The organism is Runella sp. (assembly GCF_965279615.1).
In the GTDB taxonomy this organism is placed as follows: domain Bacteria; phylum Bacteroidota; class Bacteroidia; order Cytophagales; family Spirosomataceae; genus Runella.
In genome coordinates, this window is the sequence record NZ_OZ257252.1 from 3,513,881 (window position 1) to 3,532,839 (window position 18,959).

General features: G+C 44.5%; 15 protein-coding genes. 12 read left to right on the plus strand and 3 right to left on the minus strand.

Annotated features, from left to right (window positions below):
- Nucleotides 1-8 precede the first annotated feature (8 nt).
- The 12 genes from spt to ACQY73_RS14885 all read left to right on the plus strand — a co-directional run bounded on the left by spt (nucleotide 9) and on the right by ACQY73_RS14885 (nucleotide 12,709).
- Nucleotides 9-1,214 carry a serine palmitoyltransferase gene (gene spt, locus ACQY73_RS14830; RefSeq protein ID WP_428667395.1) on the plus strand — a complete coding sequence of 402 codons (1,206 nt, stop codon included), beginning with the start codon at nucleotides 9-11 and terminating at the stop codon, nucleotides 1,212-1,214.
- Nucleotides 1,211-2,332 carry a hypothetical protein gene (locus tag ACQY73_RS14835; protein WP_428667397.1) on the plus strand — a complete coding sequence of 374 codons (1,122 nt, stop codon included), beginning with the start codon at nucleotides 1,211-1,213 and terminating at the stop codon, nucleotides 2,330-2,332. Before spt ends, ACQY73_RS14835 begins: the two co-directional genes overlap by 4 nt.
- Complete coding sequence (locus ACQY73_RS14840) at nucleotides 2,329-3,324, plus strand: NAD-dependent epimerase/dehydratase family protein (RefSeq protein ID WP_428667399.1); 996 nt, start codon at nucleotides 2,329-2,331, stop codon at nucleotides 3,322-3,324. Before ACQY73_RS14835 ends, ACQY73_RS14840 begins: the two co-directional genes overlap by 4 nt.
- Before the next feature lie 113 nt (nucleotides 3,325-3,437).
- Nucleotides 3,438-5,993 carry a DUF5686 family protein gene (locus ACQY73_RS14845; protein WP_428667401.1) on the plus strand — a complete coding sequence of 852 codons (2,556 nt, stop codon included), beginning with the start codon at nucleotides 3,438-3,440 and terminating at the stop codon, nucleotides 5,991-5,993.
- 72 nt (nucleotides 5,994-6,065) lie between these two features.
- Complete coding sequence (locus tag ACQY73_RS14850; protein ID WP_428667403.1) at nucleotides 6,066-6,800, plus strand: NTP transferase domain-containing protein; 735 nt, start codon at nucleotides 6,066-6,068, stop codon at nucleotides 6,798-6,800.
- Nucleotides 6,800-7,669, plus strand: a complete 870-nt coding sequence (locus ACQY73_RS14855) for a hypothetical protein (RefSeq protein ID WP_428667405.1) — start codon at nucleotides 6,800-6,802, stop codon at nucleotides 7,667-7,669. Before ACQY73_RS14850 ends, ACQY73_RS14855 begins: the two co-directional genes overlap by 1 nt.
- Entirely contained in the window at nucleotides 7,669-8,616 is a 948-nt protein-coding gene (locus ACQY73_RS14860; protein WP_428667407.1) for a CDP-alcohol phosphatidyltransferase family protein, read from the plus strand. Before ACQY73_RS14855 ends, ACQY73_RS14860 begins: the two co-directional genes overlap by 1 nt.
- Before the next feature lies 1 nt (nucleotide 8,617).
- Nucleotides 8,618-9,655 carry a lysylphosphatidylglycerol synthase transmembrane domain-containing protein gene (locus ACQY73_RS14865; RefSeq protein WP_428667409.1) on the plus strand — a complete coding sequence of 346 codons (1,038 nt, stop codon included), beginning with the start codon at nucleotides 8,618-8,620 and terminating at the stop codon, nucleotides 9,653-9,655.
- Between the two features lie 44 nt (nucleotides 9,656-9,699).
- Entirely contained in the window at nucleotides 9,700-10,413 is a 714-nt protein-coding gene (locus tag ACQY73_RS14870) for an HAD family hydrolase (RefSeq protein WP_428667411.1), read from the plus strand.
- Nucleotides 10,414-10,542: 129 nt separating this feature from the next.
- Nucleotides 10,543-11,469 carry a PfkB family carbohydrate kinase gene (locus ACQY73_RS14875; protein WP_428667413.1) on the plus strand — a complete coding sequence of 309 codons (927 nt, stop codon included), beginning with the start codon at nucleotides 10,543-10,545 and terminating at the stop codon, nucleotides 11,467-11,469.
- Between the two features lie 27 nt (nucleotides 11,470-11,496).
- The gene (locus tag ACQY73_RS14880) at nucleotides 11,497-12,063 is read left to right on the plus strand and encodes a DUF4833 domain-containing protein (protein WP_428667415.1); all 567 of its coding nucleotides are present in this window, start codon (nucleotides 11,497-11,499) and stop codon (nucleotides 12,061-12,063) included.
- A 1-nt stretch (nucleotide 12,064) separates the two neighbouring features.
- Nucleotides 12,065-12,709 (plus strand): sterol desaturase family protein, encoded by a 645-nt coding sequence (locus tag ACQY73_RS14885; protein WP_428667416.1) that lies wholly within the window; start codon nucleotides 12,065-12,067, stop codon nucleotides 12,707-12,709.
- A gap of 2 nt (nucleotides 12,710-12,711) precedes the next feature.
- Here the strand turns inward: ACQY73_RS14885 and ACQY73_RS14890 are convergent, their stop codons facing one another.
- The 3 genes from ACQY73_RS14890 to ACQY73_RS14900 form a co-directional block, all read right to left on the minus strand.
- The gene (locus ACQY73_RS14890) at nucleotides 12,712-13,626 is read right to left on the minus strand and encodes an alpha/beta hydrolase fold domain-containing protein (RefSeq protein ID WP_428667418.1); all 915 of its coding nucleotides are present in this window, start codon (nucleotides 13,624-13,626) and stop codon (nucleotides 12,712-12,714) included.
- A gap of 333 nt (nucleotides 13,627-13,959) precedes the next feature.
- Nucleotides 13,960-15,393: a RagB/SusD family nutrient uptake outer membrane protein gene (locus tag ACQY73_RS14895; RefSeq protein ID WP_428667420.1), complete on the minus strand. Its 1,434-nt coding sequence runs from the start codon at nucleotides 15,391-15,393 to the stop codon at nucleotides 13,960-13,962.
- A 22-nt stretch (nucleotides 15,394-15,415) separates the two neighbouring features.
- Nucleotides 15,416-18,901, minus strand: a complete 3,486-nt coding sequence (locus tag ACQY73_RS14900; RefSeq protein ID WP_428667422.1) for a TonB-dependent receptor — start codon at nucleotides 18,899-18,901, stop codon at nucleotides 15,416-15,418.
- Nucleotides 18,902-18,959: the final 58 nt, after the last annotated feature.

Consider the following 18,959-nt stretch of genomic DNA (forward strand, 5'->3'; position numbering starts at 1 on the left):
TTGACAGTATGAGTAATAAATTACGAAACAGAGTCGCAGAATTTAAGGAAGCTGCGGTTGTAAAAGAGAAAGGGTTATATCCCTATTTCAGACCTATTGAATCAGGGCAGGATACGGAAGTGATGATTGGTGGAAAACCTGTTTTAATGTTTGGTTCCAATTCATATTTGGGGCTTACCAACCATCCTTATATTATTGAGGCGTCGCAGAAAGCGGCCCAGAAATATGGTACGGGTTGCGCAGGATCCCGATTTTTGAACGGAACATTAGATATTCATATAGAGTTGGAGAGGCGATTGGCTGCCTTTACGGGAAAAGAATCAGCAATTCTTTTCAGTACCGGCTATCAGGCTAATTTAGGGGCACTTTCCTGTCTTACGGGCCGTCACGATTACATTTTATTGGATGAGATGAATCATGCGTCCATTATTGACGGAAGTCGTTTATCTTTTTCGAAGGTCATTAAGTATGCTCATAATGACATGGACGACCTGAGAAAAAAACTGAGTTTATTACCGGATGAAGCGGTCAAGTTGATTGCTACTGATGGCATATTCAGTATGGAAGGAGATATTGTCAAACTTCCGGAATTGAATAAAGTGGCGGCAGAATTTGATGCCGCAGTTTTGGTTGATGACGCCCACAGTTTGGGAGTGATCGGAGAGAAAGGTGCGGGCACGGCCTCTCATTTCGGGCTGACAGAAACGACCGATCTGATCATGGGAACATTCAGTAAATCACTTGCTTCGTTGGGCGGATTTATTGCCAGCGACAACAACACTATTGAGTATTTAAAACATCGTGCGCGTTCACTTATATTCAGCGCCAGCATGACTCCCGCCACGGTAGCCAGCACATTGGCCGCATTGGATATTATTGAATCGGAGCCGTTCCATATCGAAAGACTTTGGGCCAATACCCGTTATGCCAAAGAGTTGCTCCTTATCAATGGCTTTGACTTAGGACATACGGAAAGCCCGATCTTACCGGTCTATATCCGAAATAACGAACATACTTTTTTGATAACCAAACTTTTACAGGAAGACGGCATTTTCGTAAATCCTGTCGTTTCACCCGCTGTTCGCCCCGAAGATACCCTGATCCGGTTCTCTTTGATGGCAACGCATACCTTCAGTCAAATTGAAGAAGCGGTTGATAAAATGGCAAGAATTTACCGAAAAATATGTCCTCATGCAATAAAACAAAGATTATGATACGCGTAGCTTCCGTAGACTCTAAAAAGGAGCTTGGTCAGTTCATTGATTTCCCGCACGATTTGTATCGCGACGATCAAAATTATGTCCCGGAGCTTTTCATTGCTCAACGAGACATGCTGACGCCCGGTAAGCATCCTTTCCACGAGCACTCAAAAGTGAAGCTTTTTCTTGCGTATAGTGATCAACGTGTAGTAGGCCGAATTGCCGCCATTTTAAATACGAACCACAATGCTTTTACCGAAAGAAAAGACGGCTTTTTCGGATTTTTCGATTGCATTGATGATCAAAAAACGGCAGATGCATTAATTAAACAGGCATCTGATTGGCTAAAAGAACAGGGCGTGGAGACTATTATCGGTCCGGTCAATTTTTCAACAAATGACCCATCCGGACTGTTGGTAGAAGGTTTTGATCGCCCGCCGATGGCGATGATGCCTTACAATGCACCGTACTATGAAACATTGTTAACACATACGGGGCTGCACAAAAAAACCGATCTGTTGGCCTACGAACTGGAAGTAAGTAACTCTAACGACCGTTCGATAAAGTTGTTGGATACGTTGCAGGAACGACTTAAACGTCAGGGGATTACCATTCGCAAAGTTAATCTTAAAAAATTTAAGGAAGAGGCTGTTAAGATCAAAGAGGTATATAATTCGGCATGGGATAAGAACCTGGGTTTTGTACCCATGACCGATAAAGAATTTGATTATCTGGCCAATGACCTAAAGTTAGTCTTGGATCCTAACTTTTGCATAGTGGCCGAAAAAGACGGCAAGTTTGTGGGATTTGCGTTGGGTATTCCTGATATAAATCAGGTACTTATCAAGATCAAGCGCGGAAGATTGTTACCGACGGGGCTTTTCAAATTGTTGTTTCAAAAGAAAAATATCACCCGCCTTCGTGTTTTGACCTTAGGTGTGCTTGAAGGATACCGTAAGATGGGAATTGAAGCTTGCTTATACGGCACCATCATCAAGAACACCTACGGCACCAAGATTACGGGCGGCGAATGTTCATGGATGTTGGAAGATAATTACCTGATGAACCACGCCATCGAACAGATCAATGGTAAGCTTTACAAAAGGTACAGATTGTACGAGAAAGAATTATGAACAACAGGGTATTGATTACGGGGGCGAGCGGTTTTATCGGGTATCACCTGATAGAAGCAGCACAGAAAGCAGGCTTAGAAGTACATGCTGCTGTGAGGCCCTCCAGTAATGTAAGCCACCTGAAAAAATTCGAACCCGTATTTGTCTATCCTGAATTTAGTGAAAAGAATGCGCTGAAAAAGCTGTTGCACGAGGGCAATTATAGCTATATCATCCATTCTGCGGGGGCCACAAGGGCCAAAAACAGTCAAGCCTATAATGCAGTCAATGCCGATTATACCCGTTTGTTGGCTGAAGCTGCACTGGAGACAGATATTCCGTTAAAACGGTTTGTGTTTATGAGCAGTTTGGCGGCGTTGGGACCTTTAGCCTATACCGACGAGCAGCCAATCACGGAGACTACAACGCCGGCGCCCATTACAAGTTATGGTGCAAGCAAGCTACTGGCAGAGAAGTATTTAGAAGAATTGAGAGCGTTGCCTCTAACCACCATACGGCCCACCGCCGTGTACGGACCGCGAGAAAAAGACATCTTTATTCTTTTCAAAACCCTCAATAAAGGCCTTGACGCCTACATCGGAACAAAACCCCAACGGTTGAGTTTTGTATACGTCAAAGATCTGGCAGAAGTCACGGTTTCTGCTTTGCTTAAAGGCCAAAACGGACGTCAGGTGTATAATATTTCTGACGGATTTGCCTACGACCGATACGCCTTGGCGGATTCATTTAAAGCGATCAGCGGTAAAAATCCGCGCCGGGTTCATTTGCCCGTAGGAGTGCTGAAACTGGCTGCCAATATCATGGAACTGGGAGCGACTTTCTCGCCGGTTGCGCCCGTAGTGAACCGTGAAAAAGTAAGAGAACTGACCGCTTCAAACTGGTTTTGCAGTATTGAAGCCGCCAAACATGATTTACACTACCGCCCTCAATATAATTTAGCAAAGGGAATTGCCGAAACCTGGCAATGGTACAAGGCCAACAACTGGCTTTAGAAAAAGAACTTACCGGAAATCACCCATTAGAACGTTTTCTTCTCGCGAAGGAGATTGTTAGTACCGATCAATGAACAGTCGTGCTGAACAAAGGGCAAAAGGCCCATATTAAAATGAAAAAGTTGACCACACATATAGCCACCATTATTTCAATCTTTTGCCTGACGTTGGGAGCTGCGTTTGCACAAACCACCGTAAAGGGAACAATTACCGATGCCAAGACCGGCGAAACATTGCCTTATGTCAATGTTCAGGTAGTTGGAACCACCATTGGCAGTACTTCAGATGCTGAGGGGCGCTACAGCCTCACGCTACCGGCCAATACATCTGTCATAAAATTTACCTATATCGGTTATGTAAGCCTCGAAAAACCGGTCACTCCCGGTATTGAGCAGACCATTAACGTAAAAATGGCGGTGGACGCGGTGATGCTGAAAGAGGTAACTGTAAAAGGAAAAACGAGCCGTTATCGCAACAAAGACAACCCGGCCGTACAACTCATCCGCGAGGTGATTGCGCACAAAGAGCAAAACCAAATGGCGGGCAATGACTACGTGGAATACGAGCAATACGAGAAGATTGCGCTTGCGTTGAGCAACCTCTCCGAAAGCTTTAAAGACCGCCGCATTTTTCGGAATTATCAGTTTTTGTTCGTCAATCAGGATTCTTCCGGTTTAGGCGGCAAGAGCATGCTGCCGGCTTATATGCAGGAAAAACTTTCAAAAGTCTATTTTCGTAAAAACCCATATACTAAAAAGCAGTGGGTGGAAGCAGATCGTAAGGCGGAATTTGACGCTAAATTTATCGACAACGATGGTCTAAATGCTTATTTCAGACGTTTGTACGAAGATGTTGACATTTACAAAAATGATATTTCTATCGCGACCAACCTTTTATTGAGTCCCATTGCCAATACCGCTCCTACTTTCTATAAGTTTTTTATTCGTGATACCGTCAAGACCCAGACGCCTTGGCTGATCGAACTTGGTTTTGTTCCCCGCAACAAAACGGATATGTTGTTTGAAGGAAAACTGTTTATAACCCTTGATGGCAATTACGGCGTTCAAAATGCTTACCTGACTGTTAATCGGGACATTAACCTCAACTTCATGCGCGATCTGGAAGCGAAACTTGAATTTGAGAAAAGCTCCGACGGGCGTTATCACCCAAGCAAAACCACCTTGGGAATGGAGTTTGCATTGGGCGAAAAAGCTGCCGGACTGTACGGTCAACGTGTGGTGAATTTCAAAAATTATACCATTAATCAACCTCGCCCCGACAGCGTTTATAAAGGCCCGGCTCAGGAAAATACCACCGAAGTATTGCCCAAAAGAGGCGACGATTACTGGAACAACGTACGCCATATTCCGCTGGAATTGTTGGAAAAAAATATTTACAGAAACGTAGACACGCTTCAAACGATCCCTTCTTTCCGTAGAACGATGGACATTGCTACGCTTCTTTTAGCAGGTTACAAATCGTTCGGCATTGTAGAGGTTGGCCCCGTCAATACTTTTTACAGTTTTAATCCTGTGGAAGGTTTCCGCCTTCGTTTCGGTGGTCGCACCACTACCGAATTAAGCAATCGGCTCTATTTTGAGTCGTATGCGGCTTACGGTTTCAAAGATGAAAAATGGAAGTATTTTTTCAGCGGCACGTATTCATTGAATAACAAATCGATCTATCAGTTCCCCTTTCATTACATCCGCGCCAGCTTTCAGCGCGATACCAAGATTCCCGGACAGGATCTGCAATTTGTACAGGAAGACAACTTTTTATTATCGTTCAAACGCGGTGACAATAACCGTTGGTTGTACAACGACATTTTCAAGATCGAATACATTCGCGAGTTAGCCAGTCATTTCTCGTACAAAGTTGGCTTTTCGCAATGGAATCAAACGCCTGCCGGTATTCTGCGCTACGAAAAAGTAGATAATGAAGGAAATATCCAACGCGTGCCTCAATTGAAAAATACCGAGTTAAGTCTTGAACTTCGGTACGCACCCAATGAGCAGTTTTACCAAGGCAAATTGTACCGTACTCCGCTCATCAACCGCTCCCCAATTTTTACGGTTCGATACAATGTAGGCATAAAAGGCTTTTTGTCGGGTGAAAACAATTATCATACCCTGACGGCCAATATTGCCAAACGGTACTACCTTTCTCAATACGGCTACGCAGATATTACGACCGAAGGTGGATATATCTTTGGCAGTCATATTCCTTTTCCATTGCTGATGATTCACCGCGCCAATCAAACGTATGCATATCAATTGAATTCATATAATTTGATGAATTTTCTTGAATTCGTCAGCGACCATTACGCAAGCCTGGATGTTCAATATTATCTTAATGGATTCATATTCAACAAAATACCGTTACTTAAAAGGCTAAAACTGCGTGAAGTGATCAGCGTAAAAGCGTTGGTCGGTGGATTGCGTAATGAAAACAATCCTGACAAACAGTCATCGGTTTTCCGCTTCCCGGTAGACGCTCAGGACAAATCCATCAGCTACGGACTGGGGCGTACGCCTTATGTGGAAGGCAGCGTGGGCGTAGCCAATATTTTCAAGTTGTTGCGATTGGATCTGGTAAAACGTTTCAATTACCTCAACCATCCCGGCGTATCTGAATGGGGAATCCGGGCGAGATTCAGAGTTGATTTTTAAGAATAAATTAAGGGTTGAAGAATTAAATTAATTCTCTGATCTTTAACCACATAACTCACTGACACACACATTATGAATTACGCGATCATTGCAGCAGGAGAAGGTTCACGATTGGCAAAGGAAGGTTTTTCACTTCCTAAACCAATGGTAAAACTGCATGGAGAAATGCTGATTGACCGTTTAATAGCGATCTTTATTAAAAATCGGGCGGAATCGATTCAGATCATCATCAACGAAGCATCTGAAGCATTGGCAAAGCATTTGTCGGAAAGTACCTATGATGTGCCGGTTCATGTCATTAAAAAGTCTACCCCGAGTTCGTTGCACAGCTTTTTCGAATTGTTGCAGGCCAATGGAGCAATCAACGAATTGTGCTTAACTACAACTGATACCGTATTTTTGGAAGACGAATTTCAAGCGTATATCCTTGAATTTGAACAAAATAAAAAATTAGACGGTCTGATGGCTGTGACTACTTTTGTGGATGACGAAAGTCCTTTGTTTGTGGCAACGGACGAACGTCAGTTGATCACGGCTTTTACCGATACTAATTTTACGAATACATCTTTTGTCTCAGGCGGAATCTATTGTTTACGAAACAAAGCCCTTGACTGCGTCACTCAGTCAGTAGAAAGCGGAACCAGCCGGATGCGGAATTTTCAGCGTCAATTGATCGATAATAACTTACTGATCAAAGCTTTTCCCTTCTCAAAAATCGTAGATATAGATCACGTAAGAGATATTACTACTGCCGAGCTTTTTTTAAGCGCCGCGCAGTACACACCAAATCATGAAGTTGCTTTATAATGAATAGCTTAGAATTACTTGGAGTACATAGAAACAAGAAGTTTTCACCCAACCATATCGGAAATGACGATGCCATTTTTTCATTAACAGCGCAGGCACTTGAACGAATGGGATGCACAGTAAGCATCTGTTGCGAAGACGAATTTTTACAAAGAGAAACGATAGACCAACCTTTTATTTTTACCATGGGTCGTCAAAAAGAAGTGGTAAAAAAGTTGCAGGAATTGGAGTTGGCAGGAAAAGTGATTGTCAACTCAGGTTTTGGAATTGAAAATTGTTTCAGAACAAACATGACCAAAGGCTTGGTCGAAAATGGAGTTCCTTACCCAAAAAGCTTCGTTGTTCCCACTTCGTATGCCGGGAACGATGTTTTTGAGCAATTGCCGGGAAAAGGATTCTGGATCAAACGCGGTGATTTTCACGCCATTCACAAAGAAGACGTGAGCTTTGCGGCAAGCATAGGGGAAGCCAAAGAAATATTGCGTGAATATGCATTACGAGACATTCCTGATGCGGTCATTTCAGAGCACCTGATCGGCGATCTGGTTAAATTTTATGCCGTACGAAATACCGATTTTTTCTATTGGTTTTATCCGTACGCCAACAACCATCATAAATACGCTGATTATGAAAACATTAACGGCAAATCGTTGTACTATTCTTTTGACGAAGAAGCACTCCGAAAAGCTGCTAATGCTTCCGCCGAAGTGTTGAATGTACATATTTACGGCGGCGACGCCATTGTGGGAAAAGACGGTCAATTTCATATTATTGACCTGAATGACTGGCCCAGTTTTGCTCCGTGTCGTCAGGAAGCCTCAGAATCCATTGCCCAAGCCATTTTTCAACGATTTACCATAGCCATCTAATGGATAATTTGACTCAAAAAATACCTACTCAGGAGTTGGAAGAACCCAAAAGCAGCGCTTTTGAAAGCTCTTTGAAATCAAGCGATACCGAGGAGCAGATAGATATATGGTTTTATCGGCCCATCGGCTACCAAATTGCCCTTTTTTGTGCCAAAGTTGGTATCACGCCCAATCCCGTAACCATTGTCAGTATTTTCTTCGGCGTAGCGGCGGGGATTCTGTTTTACTATCAGGAATTGTGGATAAATGTCATCGGGATGTTGTTGTTGGTTTTTGCCAACTCGCTCGACAGCGCCGATGGTCAGTTGGCCCGTATGACCAACAATAAAAGCCGTTTGGGGCGTATTTTGGACGGTGCCGCCGGTGATTTTTGGTTCATTGCCATTCACATTGCCATTTGTTTGCGTAGTCAAAACGAAGGTTGGAGTGCGCTTATTTGGGTGCCCGGCGTATTGGCAGGAGCATCGCACGTGGTGCAATCGGCCATGGCAGATTACTACCGCAATGTTCATTTGTTCTTTATCAAAGGTACCTCGGGCAGTGAGTTGGACAATAGCCTTGAATTGCAAAAAGAATACGATGCTCTTTCATGGGGCAAAGATTTTGGAATGAAACTGGTAGCAAGGTTCTACATGAATTATACCAAAATGCAGGAAAGCTTTTCCCCTAATTTACAAAAATTGTTGGGGGCAGTTCGCACAAAATACCGCACCGGATTACCCCAATGGCTCGTTACGGAGTTTAGAGCGCAAAACAAGCCATTGATGAAATATACCAATATCATTCAGTTCAACACGCGGGTTTTGTTTCTGTTTTTGTGGTTATTTATTGACCAAGCCTGGATCTATTTTTTGTTTGACATCTTTATTCTGAACCCTATTCTCATTTATATGTGCGTGAATCAGGAGAAAGTAAGTCGTCATTTTTACCAAAAAATTGTATCTTAAGTTGAAAAGTGCAACACTCTATAAAGCCCTGTTTTTAGCCCTCGGCGTTATTTTCCTCGGCTATATGGTGCACGGTATGGGGATTGATGTGATCAGCACCAATATCCAGAAAACGGGTTTTTGGTTCATTCCGATCATTGGCAGTTGGCTGGTGATTTACGTATTGAATGCATTTGCCTTTAAAGCCATCATTGAAGAGCCGCAATTGCCCGCAAGTAATCTTTCTTTCAGAAAGGTGTTACGACTGACCATTACGGGCTATGTCATCAATTACATCACGCCTTTTGTGGCGTTGGGCGGCGAGCCGTACCGAATCATGTTGCTGAAACCCGCCTTGGGAATGCGCAAAGCCACGTCGTCGGTGTTGCTGTACAGTTTGATGCACATGTTCTCGCACGTGTTATTTTGGCTGGCGTCGATTGTGCTTATCGTTGCGTATGTACCTTTAAGTACGGTGATGCTCACGGGTTGCGGCATTATGATGGTGGTGGGCGTCCTGCTGGGTTTTTGGTTTATCCGCGTTTATAAACGCGGCGTTACCGTAAGTACCTTTCGATTGTTGGAGAAAATACCTTTCGTTAAAAAGAAGGCTACTGCTTTTTTCGAAGAAAAAAAAGACGCTTTGTATGAGATCGACGAGCAGATCCGAATCTTATATGCCGAACGCAAACCGCGATTTTACACCTCGTTGGGGTTGGAATTTTTGGCGCGCGTGGTCGGATGTGCCGAGATCTATTTTACTGCACAGGCCATCGGTTTGGAAATGTCGGTGGTGCAGTCATTGATCGTTAGCTCGGGTTCATCGTTATTTGCCAATTTGATCTTTTTCTTTCCGATGCAATTGGGCACGCGCGAAGGAGGCTTGGCACTGGCATTACAGAGTATTGGATTATCCGCTAACGCAGGTGTATTCATTGGTATTGTGGTGCGCATCAGAGAGTTGGTTTGGATACTGATCGGGCTGTTGTTGCTCCGTAAAACCAATATGCAACCCATCGGCGAAGCAAATCCGGTGGAAGTGGTGGCAGATAAATTATGATTTTTCAGGCCAAATCGGCCGCCGATTATTAAAGTGAATTGTTTATGATAGAAGGAGTTTTACTCGATTACGGTGGCACTATCGACACCAATGGATTGCATTGGGGAAGTGTATTGTGGAAGAGTTATCAAAAATACGACGTACCGGTTGACCGGGAAACATTTTCAAAAGCGTACTCTTACGGAGAAAGAGCCTTGGCCATTCATCCGATCATACAGCCCGGGCACACTTTTTTAGACACATTACAACTCAAAGTTGAACAGCAGTTTCAATTCTTAAAAGATAACGGTTTTAAGGTTGAGGATGCATTTATCGAAATGATCGCAGCCGATTGTAATCATTTTGCCAAAACAACTGTAGCGCAGGCCGCACCTATCTTGAAAGAACTGTCTGAATTGTTTCCATTGGTATTGGTCTCCAATTTTTACGGAAATATCAACAGTGTTTTGAGTGATTTCGGCATTGACAGGTATTTCAACGCCGTAGTGGAATCGGCCGTGGTGGGGGTAAGAAAGCCTAATCCTGCCATTTATCAGCTCGGCGTAGATGCCTTACAATTGCCCGCAGAAGCCTGCGTTGTGATAGGAGATTCGTACAGTAAAGATATAATTCCCGCCAAAGAAACCGGATGTAAGACAATATGGTTAAATGTACAGGGCTGGGAAGAAACCGATACAAAAGCACCCTCAGTAGCCGACCTCGAAATCAATAATTTTACAATGGTGATTGGGGGTATCAACGGGCTGAACGGTCATTAAGTTAAAAAGTACGGAGTTAAGCAATAAAGAAATCATAAAGAACGCAGGAACCCCCATCTAGCTTCCTCGTTTTCAATCTTTAATGTACAACTCTTTTAAAGAATACAGACACCAAATCGTTTGAAAAGTATGTATGATATTTGCACCATCGGGCATATCACACTTGATAAAGTTGTGACACCCCAATCGATCAATTACATGCCGGGAGGCACTTCTTTTTATTTTTCCAAAGCGCTCCAAAAGGCAGATATTAAGTACGCACTCGTGACGGCATTAGCAACGAGTGAGCTTGGTGTGGTGTCAGAGTTACGAAATTCAGGTGTTGAAGTGTATGCATTACCCAGCGAACATTCTGTTTATTTTGAGAATATTTACAGTCACAATCAGAACAATCGCGAGCAGAACGTATTGCAGAAAGCATCGCCTTTTGATGTTCCTGTCATGCCCGACATTAACGCCAAGATATACCACTTAGGCCCTTTGCTTTCCGATGATATTTCGTTGGAACTGCTGAAGCTCTTGGCTACCAAAGGCATGGTTTCGCTGGATATTCAGGGGTATTTAAGGTACGTAAAAGATAAAAAAGTGCTTTACAAAGACTGGTCCGACAAGAAAGAGGCCCTTCCGTACGTGAGTATTTTGAAGGCAAATGAGTTTGAAATGGAAGTGTTGACCGGCAAAAGCAAAGTACAGGAAGGTGCTAAGTACTTGGCCGATATGGGCGTCAGAGAAGTGATCATTACGCTTGGCAGCCACGGGTCGGTCATTTATACGCAGGGACAATTTCACAAAATCCCGGCCTTCACTCCCACCGCGGTAATAGACGCAACGGGCTGTGGCGATACCTACATGGCGGGTTATTTATCTAAGAAAATAGCCGGTGCTGACGTAGTGGAAGCAGGCGAGTTCGGTGCTGCCATGGCAACCATCAATATTGAGGCTTCGGGGCCTTTCTCGGGCGACTTCAATAAAGTCGCAAAAGTGCTCAATTATGAAACTCCGGACAGATACGAAAAGGTTTTCTCTTGGGCGGAGGCTTGGTCTTCGGTCGCATAAATTGATTTCAGCATTCCCTTTACAGTCATGAAATTTTCGATTATTCTGTGGTTGCTTATTACGCCTCTACTCTTTTCATTTTCTACGACAAAGAGCACCGCCGAAAAAGCACCACTCCCTGATCCTGAGAGCTTTCCAATTCCAAATGGAATTCCCGGATTGCTGTTTTATATTCAGCGTGACCCCAATACCAACACGATCTGTTACGAGCTTAACATGAATAAGAACGGTCAGTTGGAAGGAAATGACCCCGTTCATGCCTTTTGGATCCGGTATCCGGAAGGCGGAATGCGCAAAGACCTGAACTACATTCAACGCAAATTTGCGTACGGGATCAACGTTAAAGCAGTAGGAAATGAGCAATATGAGTTGAGATCTGTAGCCTATTCCAAACTGCCGCTTATTTTAAGAAAAGATGCCAAAAATAATTACCGGGTCTATACCGACATCAACAAAAAAGAGTGTGTGTTGAGTCGCGTATTCATCCGCATCGACGGCGGAACATTCTGGTCACCCAATGTACTTTATATTGAACTGAAAGGAACTGAAACCGCCACCGGAAAAATCGTCAGTCAACGCATAAAACCTTCTTAACATGCCTAAAAAATATGTTTCGAACTCAACGGAATCTAACAGGATGTTTAAAAGTGATCTTTTAGAAGCACTTTCAAAAGTCCACTACACCGTTCCTCTTTTTATCTTCCTTCCCGTTATTGGCTATTTTTCGTGGAAGTCCCTTTTTGAAGGCGATTTCTCAGTAGCAACCTTTGCCGGCTATTACCTTGCCGGACTGTTTGTGTGGTCATTTACGGAATATTTCATGCACCGGTTTGTGTTCCATTTTACGCCAAAAGGGAAGCTTATGGAGCGCATTCATTTCATTTTTCACGGCGTTCATCACGACTATCCTAACGACGCCAAACGGCTCGTTATGCCACCCTCCGTCAGTATTCCGCTGGCTACTGCATTCTATTTTCTATTTGCGCTTTTTTTGGGGAAATATGCGTTGGGGGCTTTTTTTGCGGGATTTATCAGCGGGTATTTATTTTATGACATGAGTCATTATGCCCTGCATCACGCCAATTTTAAATCAGGCTTTTGGAAAAAACTCAAAAAGCATCATATGCTGCATCACTATTCCGAGGCTGACAAAGGCTACGGGGTAAGTTCTGATTTTTGGGATAAGATATTTGGCTCTGCTTTTTCCGACAGCAAAGATCATCACCATAATTTGTCCTAAACTTACCGTTTAACTTCTTTATTCAGGAAGTCGATCACTTTTGTTTTGATGGCATCTACGTCAAACATTTCACCATAATGCGGCGCATCTTTGACAACGATCACCTCATTTCTGACGCCCGCAAGCGTCAGCCACGAACCGAGGAGCTGTGATTGTATGTACGGCACTGACTCATCCTTTTCGCCATTGATGATAATAAACGGCGGGTCATTTTTATCAACATACGTTACCGGGCTGGCAATTTTAGCCAAATCAGGCCGAGCTATCGGCGATGCCCCTAACAGAAGGGAAATCGGATCTTTGGGATTGTTTTCGTCTCCTTTGCGAACCATTCCCACTAAATCGGCCGGCCCATAAAAATCTACGACCGCCTTTATTTTAAACGACTTTTTAGCGCCCGGAGCAACAAAAGTCGTAACGTTGTTATTTTGGGATAACGCCAATAACGAGGCTAAATGCCCGCCTGCCGAGAAACCCATTAGGGCAAATCGATCTTTGTTCAACCCATACTTGCCCGCATTTTGGTAGAGAAATTCCAGCGCCTGCGTACAGTCCTGAAGTTGAGCGGGAAAAACGGCCTGCGTGCTGTGCCGATAGTCAATGGAGGCTAAGGCAAAACCATTGGCAAGAATAGCCGAAATGGTCTTCTTCATATAACTCATATCGGCGTATTTATCATTCAGCATCCACGCACCGCCATGTACCCAGATCACCACCGGGAGATTTCCCTGCGCATTGGGCGGCAGATAAATATCCAGTAAATGCTTTTTGAGCGTATCGTTAGCGTAGGCAATATTTCCATGCAAAACAGTCCCCTCCGGAAATTGATTTATTACCCGATTGGCAGGAGCCTGGCTCCACACATTGGAAGCATTCATAAACAGAAATATGAGAATAGCTTTTGTGAGTAATTTCATCTTAAGCAGTTATGTGAATTGATTTGTAAAACCCCATCCCCAGCTCCTCCCCTGTTAGGGAGGGGAACAGAAACTCCCTTTCCCTCACAGGGGCCGCGGCGGCGGACCGCAAGGGCCGGGGATAGGGGTTCCTGATGGATTACTTTCGAAAGCTTCGGAGGCAGTTTTCTACTATGTTTTCTGTCTGATTTTAAGTCCATTCAATAAAATAGGCTCCCGACAACTATCCGGAGCCTATCAGTTCATTTTTAACCTATTAATAAATGAAATAAAAACAGTCAAACCATGAAGTCTGACTGTTTTTATTGGTACTAACAATGGGGATGGATCAGCTTAATATCCTGTATTTTGCTTGATCTTAGACGGATTAATGTCAATTTGGCTTTGCGGAATGGCAAAGATAAGGTTGTTGTCAGTAAGGTTTGTTTTGATACCGATTGCCTGTGCTTTGGCATTCAAAACGGTAGTTGCGCGTCCGGTACGTACCAGATCAAACCAACGATGTCCTTCAAACGCCAACTCCATACGACGTTCCTGCTCCAACGCCAAACGCATCTCTGCCTGACTTAACGTGCCTTTATCGGCCAAACCTGCTCGCTTCCGAATACGATTCAGATAAGGAAGCGCATCAGACGTTTTTCCGGTTTCGTTCAATGCTTCGGCGTACATTAGCAGCACGTCAGCATAGCGCAATACCGGAAAGTTATCTTCCGAATCTCCGCTTACCGTCGGTGTATCTGAGTATTTCCGAACGTGATTGTATTCTACCCGCACGCCCTGCGCGTTGGTATAGCCCGTTGCCATGGAGACAGCTTGGCGCAAATCACCTTTTTCGTACGCATTCACAAAATCTGCCGTCGGACGGTTATTACCACCACCACCGAACTGCACGACCGAGTTACCTGAGTTTTCGGGAGCATAGGCATTGGGTAAGCCGTTTCCTTCGCCGATGGAGCCTTTTTTGTATTGAATGTCAAAGATGGATTCTTTGTGGTTTTTGTTGGCGGCTTTGAAAACATCCGCATAATTCGGCAACAGATCATAAACCGCACCGTCGATTACTTCTTTGAGCTTAGTGGCTGCTTCGGCGTATTGCTTACGGGTCAAATAAACTTTGCCAAGCAACGATTTGGCCGCGCCTTTGGTGGCTCTTCCGATATCAGCGCCCGTATATTTATCGGGCAGCGCACTTTCAGCATCGGTCAGGTCTTTGACGATTTGCGTATACACATCGGCCACCGGCGCACGGCTGTATTCGTAGCCTTCGGCGGGATCAGTGGTTTCTTTCAATACCAAAGGCACATCTCCGAATACCCGTACCAAATTGAAATACATCAATGCGCGCAGGAATTTCGTTTCTCCCACAATGCGTTTTTTAAGCGTTTCATCCATTGTTACGGCGCCGATGCGGTCTACAATGGCGTTGGTCCGGTAAATCCCCTTGTAACCGTCGCTCCATCTGGCTAATAAAAAGGGGTTGGTCGTACGTAAATAAAACTTATCAAATTCATCCTGATCCGTTACCGAACCCGATAACACGGGCGTAGTATCGTCCGAGGGAATTTCAGAAACGACGTAGTAATTGCCGTACTGCCCGGCCGATTGAAGTGAACCATAAGCACCATTGAGCGCATTGAGCATGTCACTGCTTGTCTTATAAAAAGTAGCGGTATTGGCCGAAGAAATGGGTGCCAAATTCAAAAAACTGTCTTTACAACTACTGAAGCCTAATACAAGCGCTGTAAGATATATATACCTGATTTTCATTGTTTTGCCGTTTTAGGTTTTATTAAAAGCCAATGTTTAAACCAATCGTGTACGTACGTGCCAACGGATACGAGCCGTAATCTACGCCACCCGTCAACGCATTTTCGTAACCGCTTACTTCAGGGTTGAAGCCAAGGTATTTGGTCGAAGTGAATGCGTTTTGGATACCGCCGTACAAGCGAAGGCTCTGAATTTTAACGCGATCAAGCACTGTTTTAGGTAGGTTATAGCCTATCGTGATGTTCCGAATCCGGAAATAACTTGCGCTTTCTACCCAACGACTGGAAATGGCGTTGTTATTGCCGGTAGTACGTTCATTGGCGCGCGGAACGACGCCGTTACCGGGTTGCTGAGGCGATTTCCAACGATCCAACACCGTACTGAGTTGGTTTTGGTTTCCTTCCAGGTTCTCAATGAAGCGACGACTCAGGTTCAGAATTTGTCCTCCCTGAATTCCCTGAACCGTAATGCCGAGGTCAATTCCCTTAAACGAAAGCGTATTGGTCATTCCGTAAATAAAATCAGGTTGGTTATTACCGATCAAGGTACGGTCGTCGGCATTGAATTTACCATCGCCGTTGACGTCAGCAAATTTAACGTCTCCCGGCCGAGCCGTTGCATCGTGTGGGTAGCTGTCCAGATCGGCTTGATCTTTAAAGATGCCCAGTTGTTGGTAACCATAGAAATTACCAAGCGGTTTGCCAATAACCGTAATGTTGGTTTCCCCCACGCCCGTACCACTCCGAATAGCATCGCCCGTTGGCCCGAGTGCCAGTACTTTATTGCGATTAAACGATAAATTGAAATCAGTATTCCACTTCAATGCGCCCGTCAGGTTTCGGGTAGTAAGCCCAAATTCCATTCCTTTGTTTTCCACTTTCCCGATGTTACGGCTTGCCGAAGCAAAGCCGGTAAGCGTAGGCACCTGCACCGAAAGCAACAGATCAGTGGTAATGCGTGAATAATAATCAACGGTCAGGAAAATGCGGTTTTTCCACAGGCCCAATTCCAACCCAATGTCAGTCTGGCGGCTTTTTTCCCACGTTAGGTTATCATTGCCAATGCTGTTGGTAGCTAAACCGTTGACTAGATTATTGCCAAAAACGTAGTTGTCAGTGCCCAACGTACCAATAGAACCATAGTTAGTGAAGGCATTATTTCCCGCTAAACCGTAGCTCACTTTAAGTTTCATGTCTGATATGACAGGAATATTTTTCATAAAAGGTTCTTCGCTCACGCGCCATCCGATAGAGCCGGATGGGAAGATCCCGTAACGCTGATTGGCTCCAAAACGGGAAGAACCATCGCGACGAATGGAGGCGTTCACCAAATATTTATCTTTGTAAGAATAACCCACCCGTCCAAAATAAGAAGCTAACGACCATTGCTCTTTGGAAGAGTTACCACTGATTACGACACCGGCACCAAGGGTACGAACAATGTCATTCGGGAATTTATTGGCATTGACCAAGTTGGATTCAAAATCATTTTTCTGAGCTTCAAAACCAACCAAGGCATCAAAATGATGGTTGCTTTGCAGATCAAAATTGTAACTCAACGTGTGGCTTGTAACCCAGTTAATGGTTTGGCTTGTATTCGAAGAACCTGCGTTGGCATTCGGCGGCAATAACTGATTGAGTGGAATGGCCGAGGTTTGAAATTGATTTTGACGGAAGTAGTTTATATCTCCGCCAATGCTTCCACGGTATTTGAGGGCTTTCCAAATGGCTAACTCAGCGTAAGCATTTCCCAACAATCGCAACGTGCTCGCGGTATTGTCCAATTCAGTAATGTTAGCCACAGGATTGGTTACACCCGCCCAATCGTACGCGCCGGCAATGGATGCCTGCGAATTGTACGTCACACCGTCGGCCTGATAAATCGGAATGATCGGTGCCTGCGATAACGCCGCATTGATTACACCGTTGTTTGCCCAGTGACCGTCAGAGTTTACGCGGCGTTCGGTTGTATACGAAGGGCTCATGCTCATTCCCACTTTCAATTTGGGCGATAATTGCGCATCAATATTTGAACGGAATGTATAGCGTTTCAAGCCCGAGGTATTGATAATTCCATCCTGTTTGAGAAAATTTCCCGATACCATGTATTGAATCTTATCCGTTCCGCCCGAACCCGACAATTGATAATTGCTCATGGGGGCTTGACGGAAAATCATGCTTTGATAATCGTACGAAGTCAGCGCCGAAGGGTTGTCGAAATCAATGCCCGGGTATTCGCCGCGCGGATAACGATAGCGGTTTCCTGCGGCCCGTACGCTGTTGGGATCAGTAGCCAATGAACCGGGTACGCGCTCCAAATACGCATTATTGGAAGCTTCTTTGCTGAAATCCGCAAACTGTTGGGCATTCAGCATATTCATGGTTTTGCTGATTTCCTGAACGCCGGTATAATAATCAAAATTGATCCGACTACGCCCCGCTTTTCCGCGTTTGGTCGTAATCATCATTACGCCGTTGGCACCTCTTGACCCAAAAATAGCCGTAGCAGAAGCATCTTTCAATACATCCACACTTTCAATATCATTGGGATTCATGAGGTTGAGACCACTGCCATTGTTCAAACCTCCTGAGTTAAGCGGCTGCCCATCGACTACGATAAGAGGACCGTTTCCTGCACTGATGGAGCCAAAACCTCTGATCTTAATGGAAGGACTGTTTCCGGGCGCACCCGTAGTTTGCTGAATCAATACACCGGGCAGTTTTCCCGCCATTCCTTCGGCTACGTTGGTAACAGGCAAATCTTTGATGTCTTGCGAACTGATGGAAGCAATCGAACCGGTTACATCTTTCCGATTTTGAGTTCCATAACCAACCACGACCACTTCACTCAATGATTTTACATCTACCTTGAGGGTGATATTGAAGGTTGTTTGATTGCCCAACGCTACTTCCTGCGCTTCGTATCCCACAAAACTGTAGATCAGCGAAACGGCACCGTCGGGAACACTGAGTGTATACTTTCCGTCAACGTCTGTGATTGCGCCTTTGGACGTTCCTTTTAAAATTACACTTACCCCCGGCAAACCTGCCCCATTTTCATCGCTGACCTTTCCTGACACCTGCCGGTCGACGAGGGCGAATACGTTTGGGGGAGTTAAAACGTCAGGGACAGCAGCGCTTTTTTCGATTTTATTTCGCTTGAGCAAAATACGATTTCCTGACACTTCATACGATACCTGAAGCGGTGTCAATAAACTTTCCAACACATCTGATAAGCGTTCGTTGGAGGCTGCAAAGGTTACTTTACGACTGTTTTGCAACACATTTGAGCTGTACATAAACTGCACCTGCGCCGATTTCTCGATGCGTTGCAATACTTTTTTGATTTCAGTGCTTTCAAAGCTGAGCGTTAGTCGCTGGTTCAGAAGTTCCTGAGCGTGCATCTTATGAGCGTGGGAAATGCTCAGAAATAACACGGCAACGACCATTTGCGTCAAAGTAAACCTCATAATTCGAAGCCAAAATTGACCGGTAAAAAGGTTTTGCATAAATTTGTTTGGGTTTAGACCATTGGGTTTGAGATAATAATCTTTAACTGTCCTCTTT

Excerpts from the sequence above, each read along its gene's own strand:
- ACQY73_RS14860 (WP_428667407.1), top strand. The coding sequence starts at position 7,669 with ATGGATAATTTGACTCAAAAAATACCTACTCAGGAGTTGGAAGAACCC.
- ACQY73_RS14900 (WP_428667422.1), bottom strand. The coding sequence starts at position 18,901 with ATGCAAAACCTTTTTACCGGTCAATTTTGGCTTCGAATTATGAGGTTT.
- ACQY73_RS14880 (WP_428667415.1), top strand. The coding sequence starts at position 11,497 with ATGAAATTTTCGATTATTCTGTGGTTGCTTATTACGCCTCTACTCTTT.
- ACQY73_RS14885 (WP_428667416.1), top strand. The coding sequence starts at position 12,065 with ATGCCTAAAAAATATGTTTCGAACTCAACGGAATCTAACAGGATGTTT.
- ACQY73_RS14855 (WP_428667405.1), top strand. The coding sequence starts at position 6,800 with ATGAATAGCTTAGAATTACTTGGAGTACATAGAAACAAGAAGTTTTCA.
- ACQY73_RS14870 (WP_428667411.1), top strand. The coding sequence starts at position 9,700 with ATGATAGAAGGAGTTTTACTCGATTACGGTGGCACTATCGACACCAAT.
- ACQY73_RS14835 (WP_428667397.1), top strand. The coding sequence starts at position 1,211 with ATGATACGCGTAGCTTCCGTAGACTCTAAAAAGGAGCTTGGTCAGTTC.
- ACQY73_RS14840 (WP_428667399.1), top strand. The coding sequence starts at position 2,329 with ATGAACAACAGGGTATTGATTACGGGGGCGAGCGGTTTTATCGGGTAT.
- ACQY73_RS14845 (WP_428667401.1), top strand. The coding sequence starts at position 3,438 with ATGAAAAAGTTGACCACACATATAGCCACCATTATTTCAATCTTTTGC.
- ACQY73_RS14895 (WP_428667420.1), bottom strand. The coding sequence starts at position 15,393 with ATGAAAATCAGGTATATATATCTTACAGCGCTTGTATTAGGCTTCAGT.
- spt (WP_428667395.1), top strand. The coding sequence starts at position 9 with ATGAGTAATAAATTACGAAACAGAGTCGCAGAATTTAAGGAAGCTGCG.
- ACQY73_RS14875 (WP_428667413.1), top strand. The coding sequence starts at position 10,543 with ATGTATGATATTTGCACCATCGGGCATATCACACTTGATAAAGTTGTG.
- ACQY73_RS14850 (WP_428667403.1), top strand. The coding sequence starts at position 6,066 with ATGAATTACGCGATCATTGCAGCAGGAGAAGGTTCACGATTGGCAAAG.
- ACQY73_RS14890 (WP_428667418.1), bottom strand. The coding sequence starts at position 13,626 with ATGAAATTACTCACAAAAGCTATTCTCATATTTCTGTTTATGAATGCT.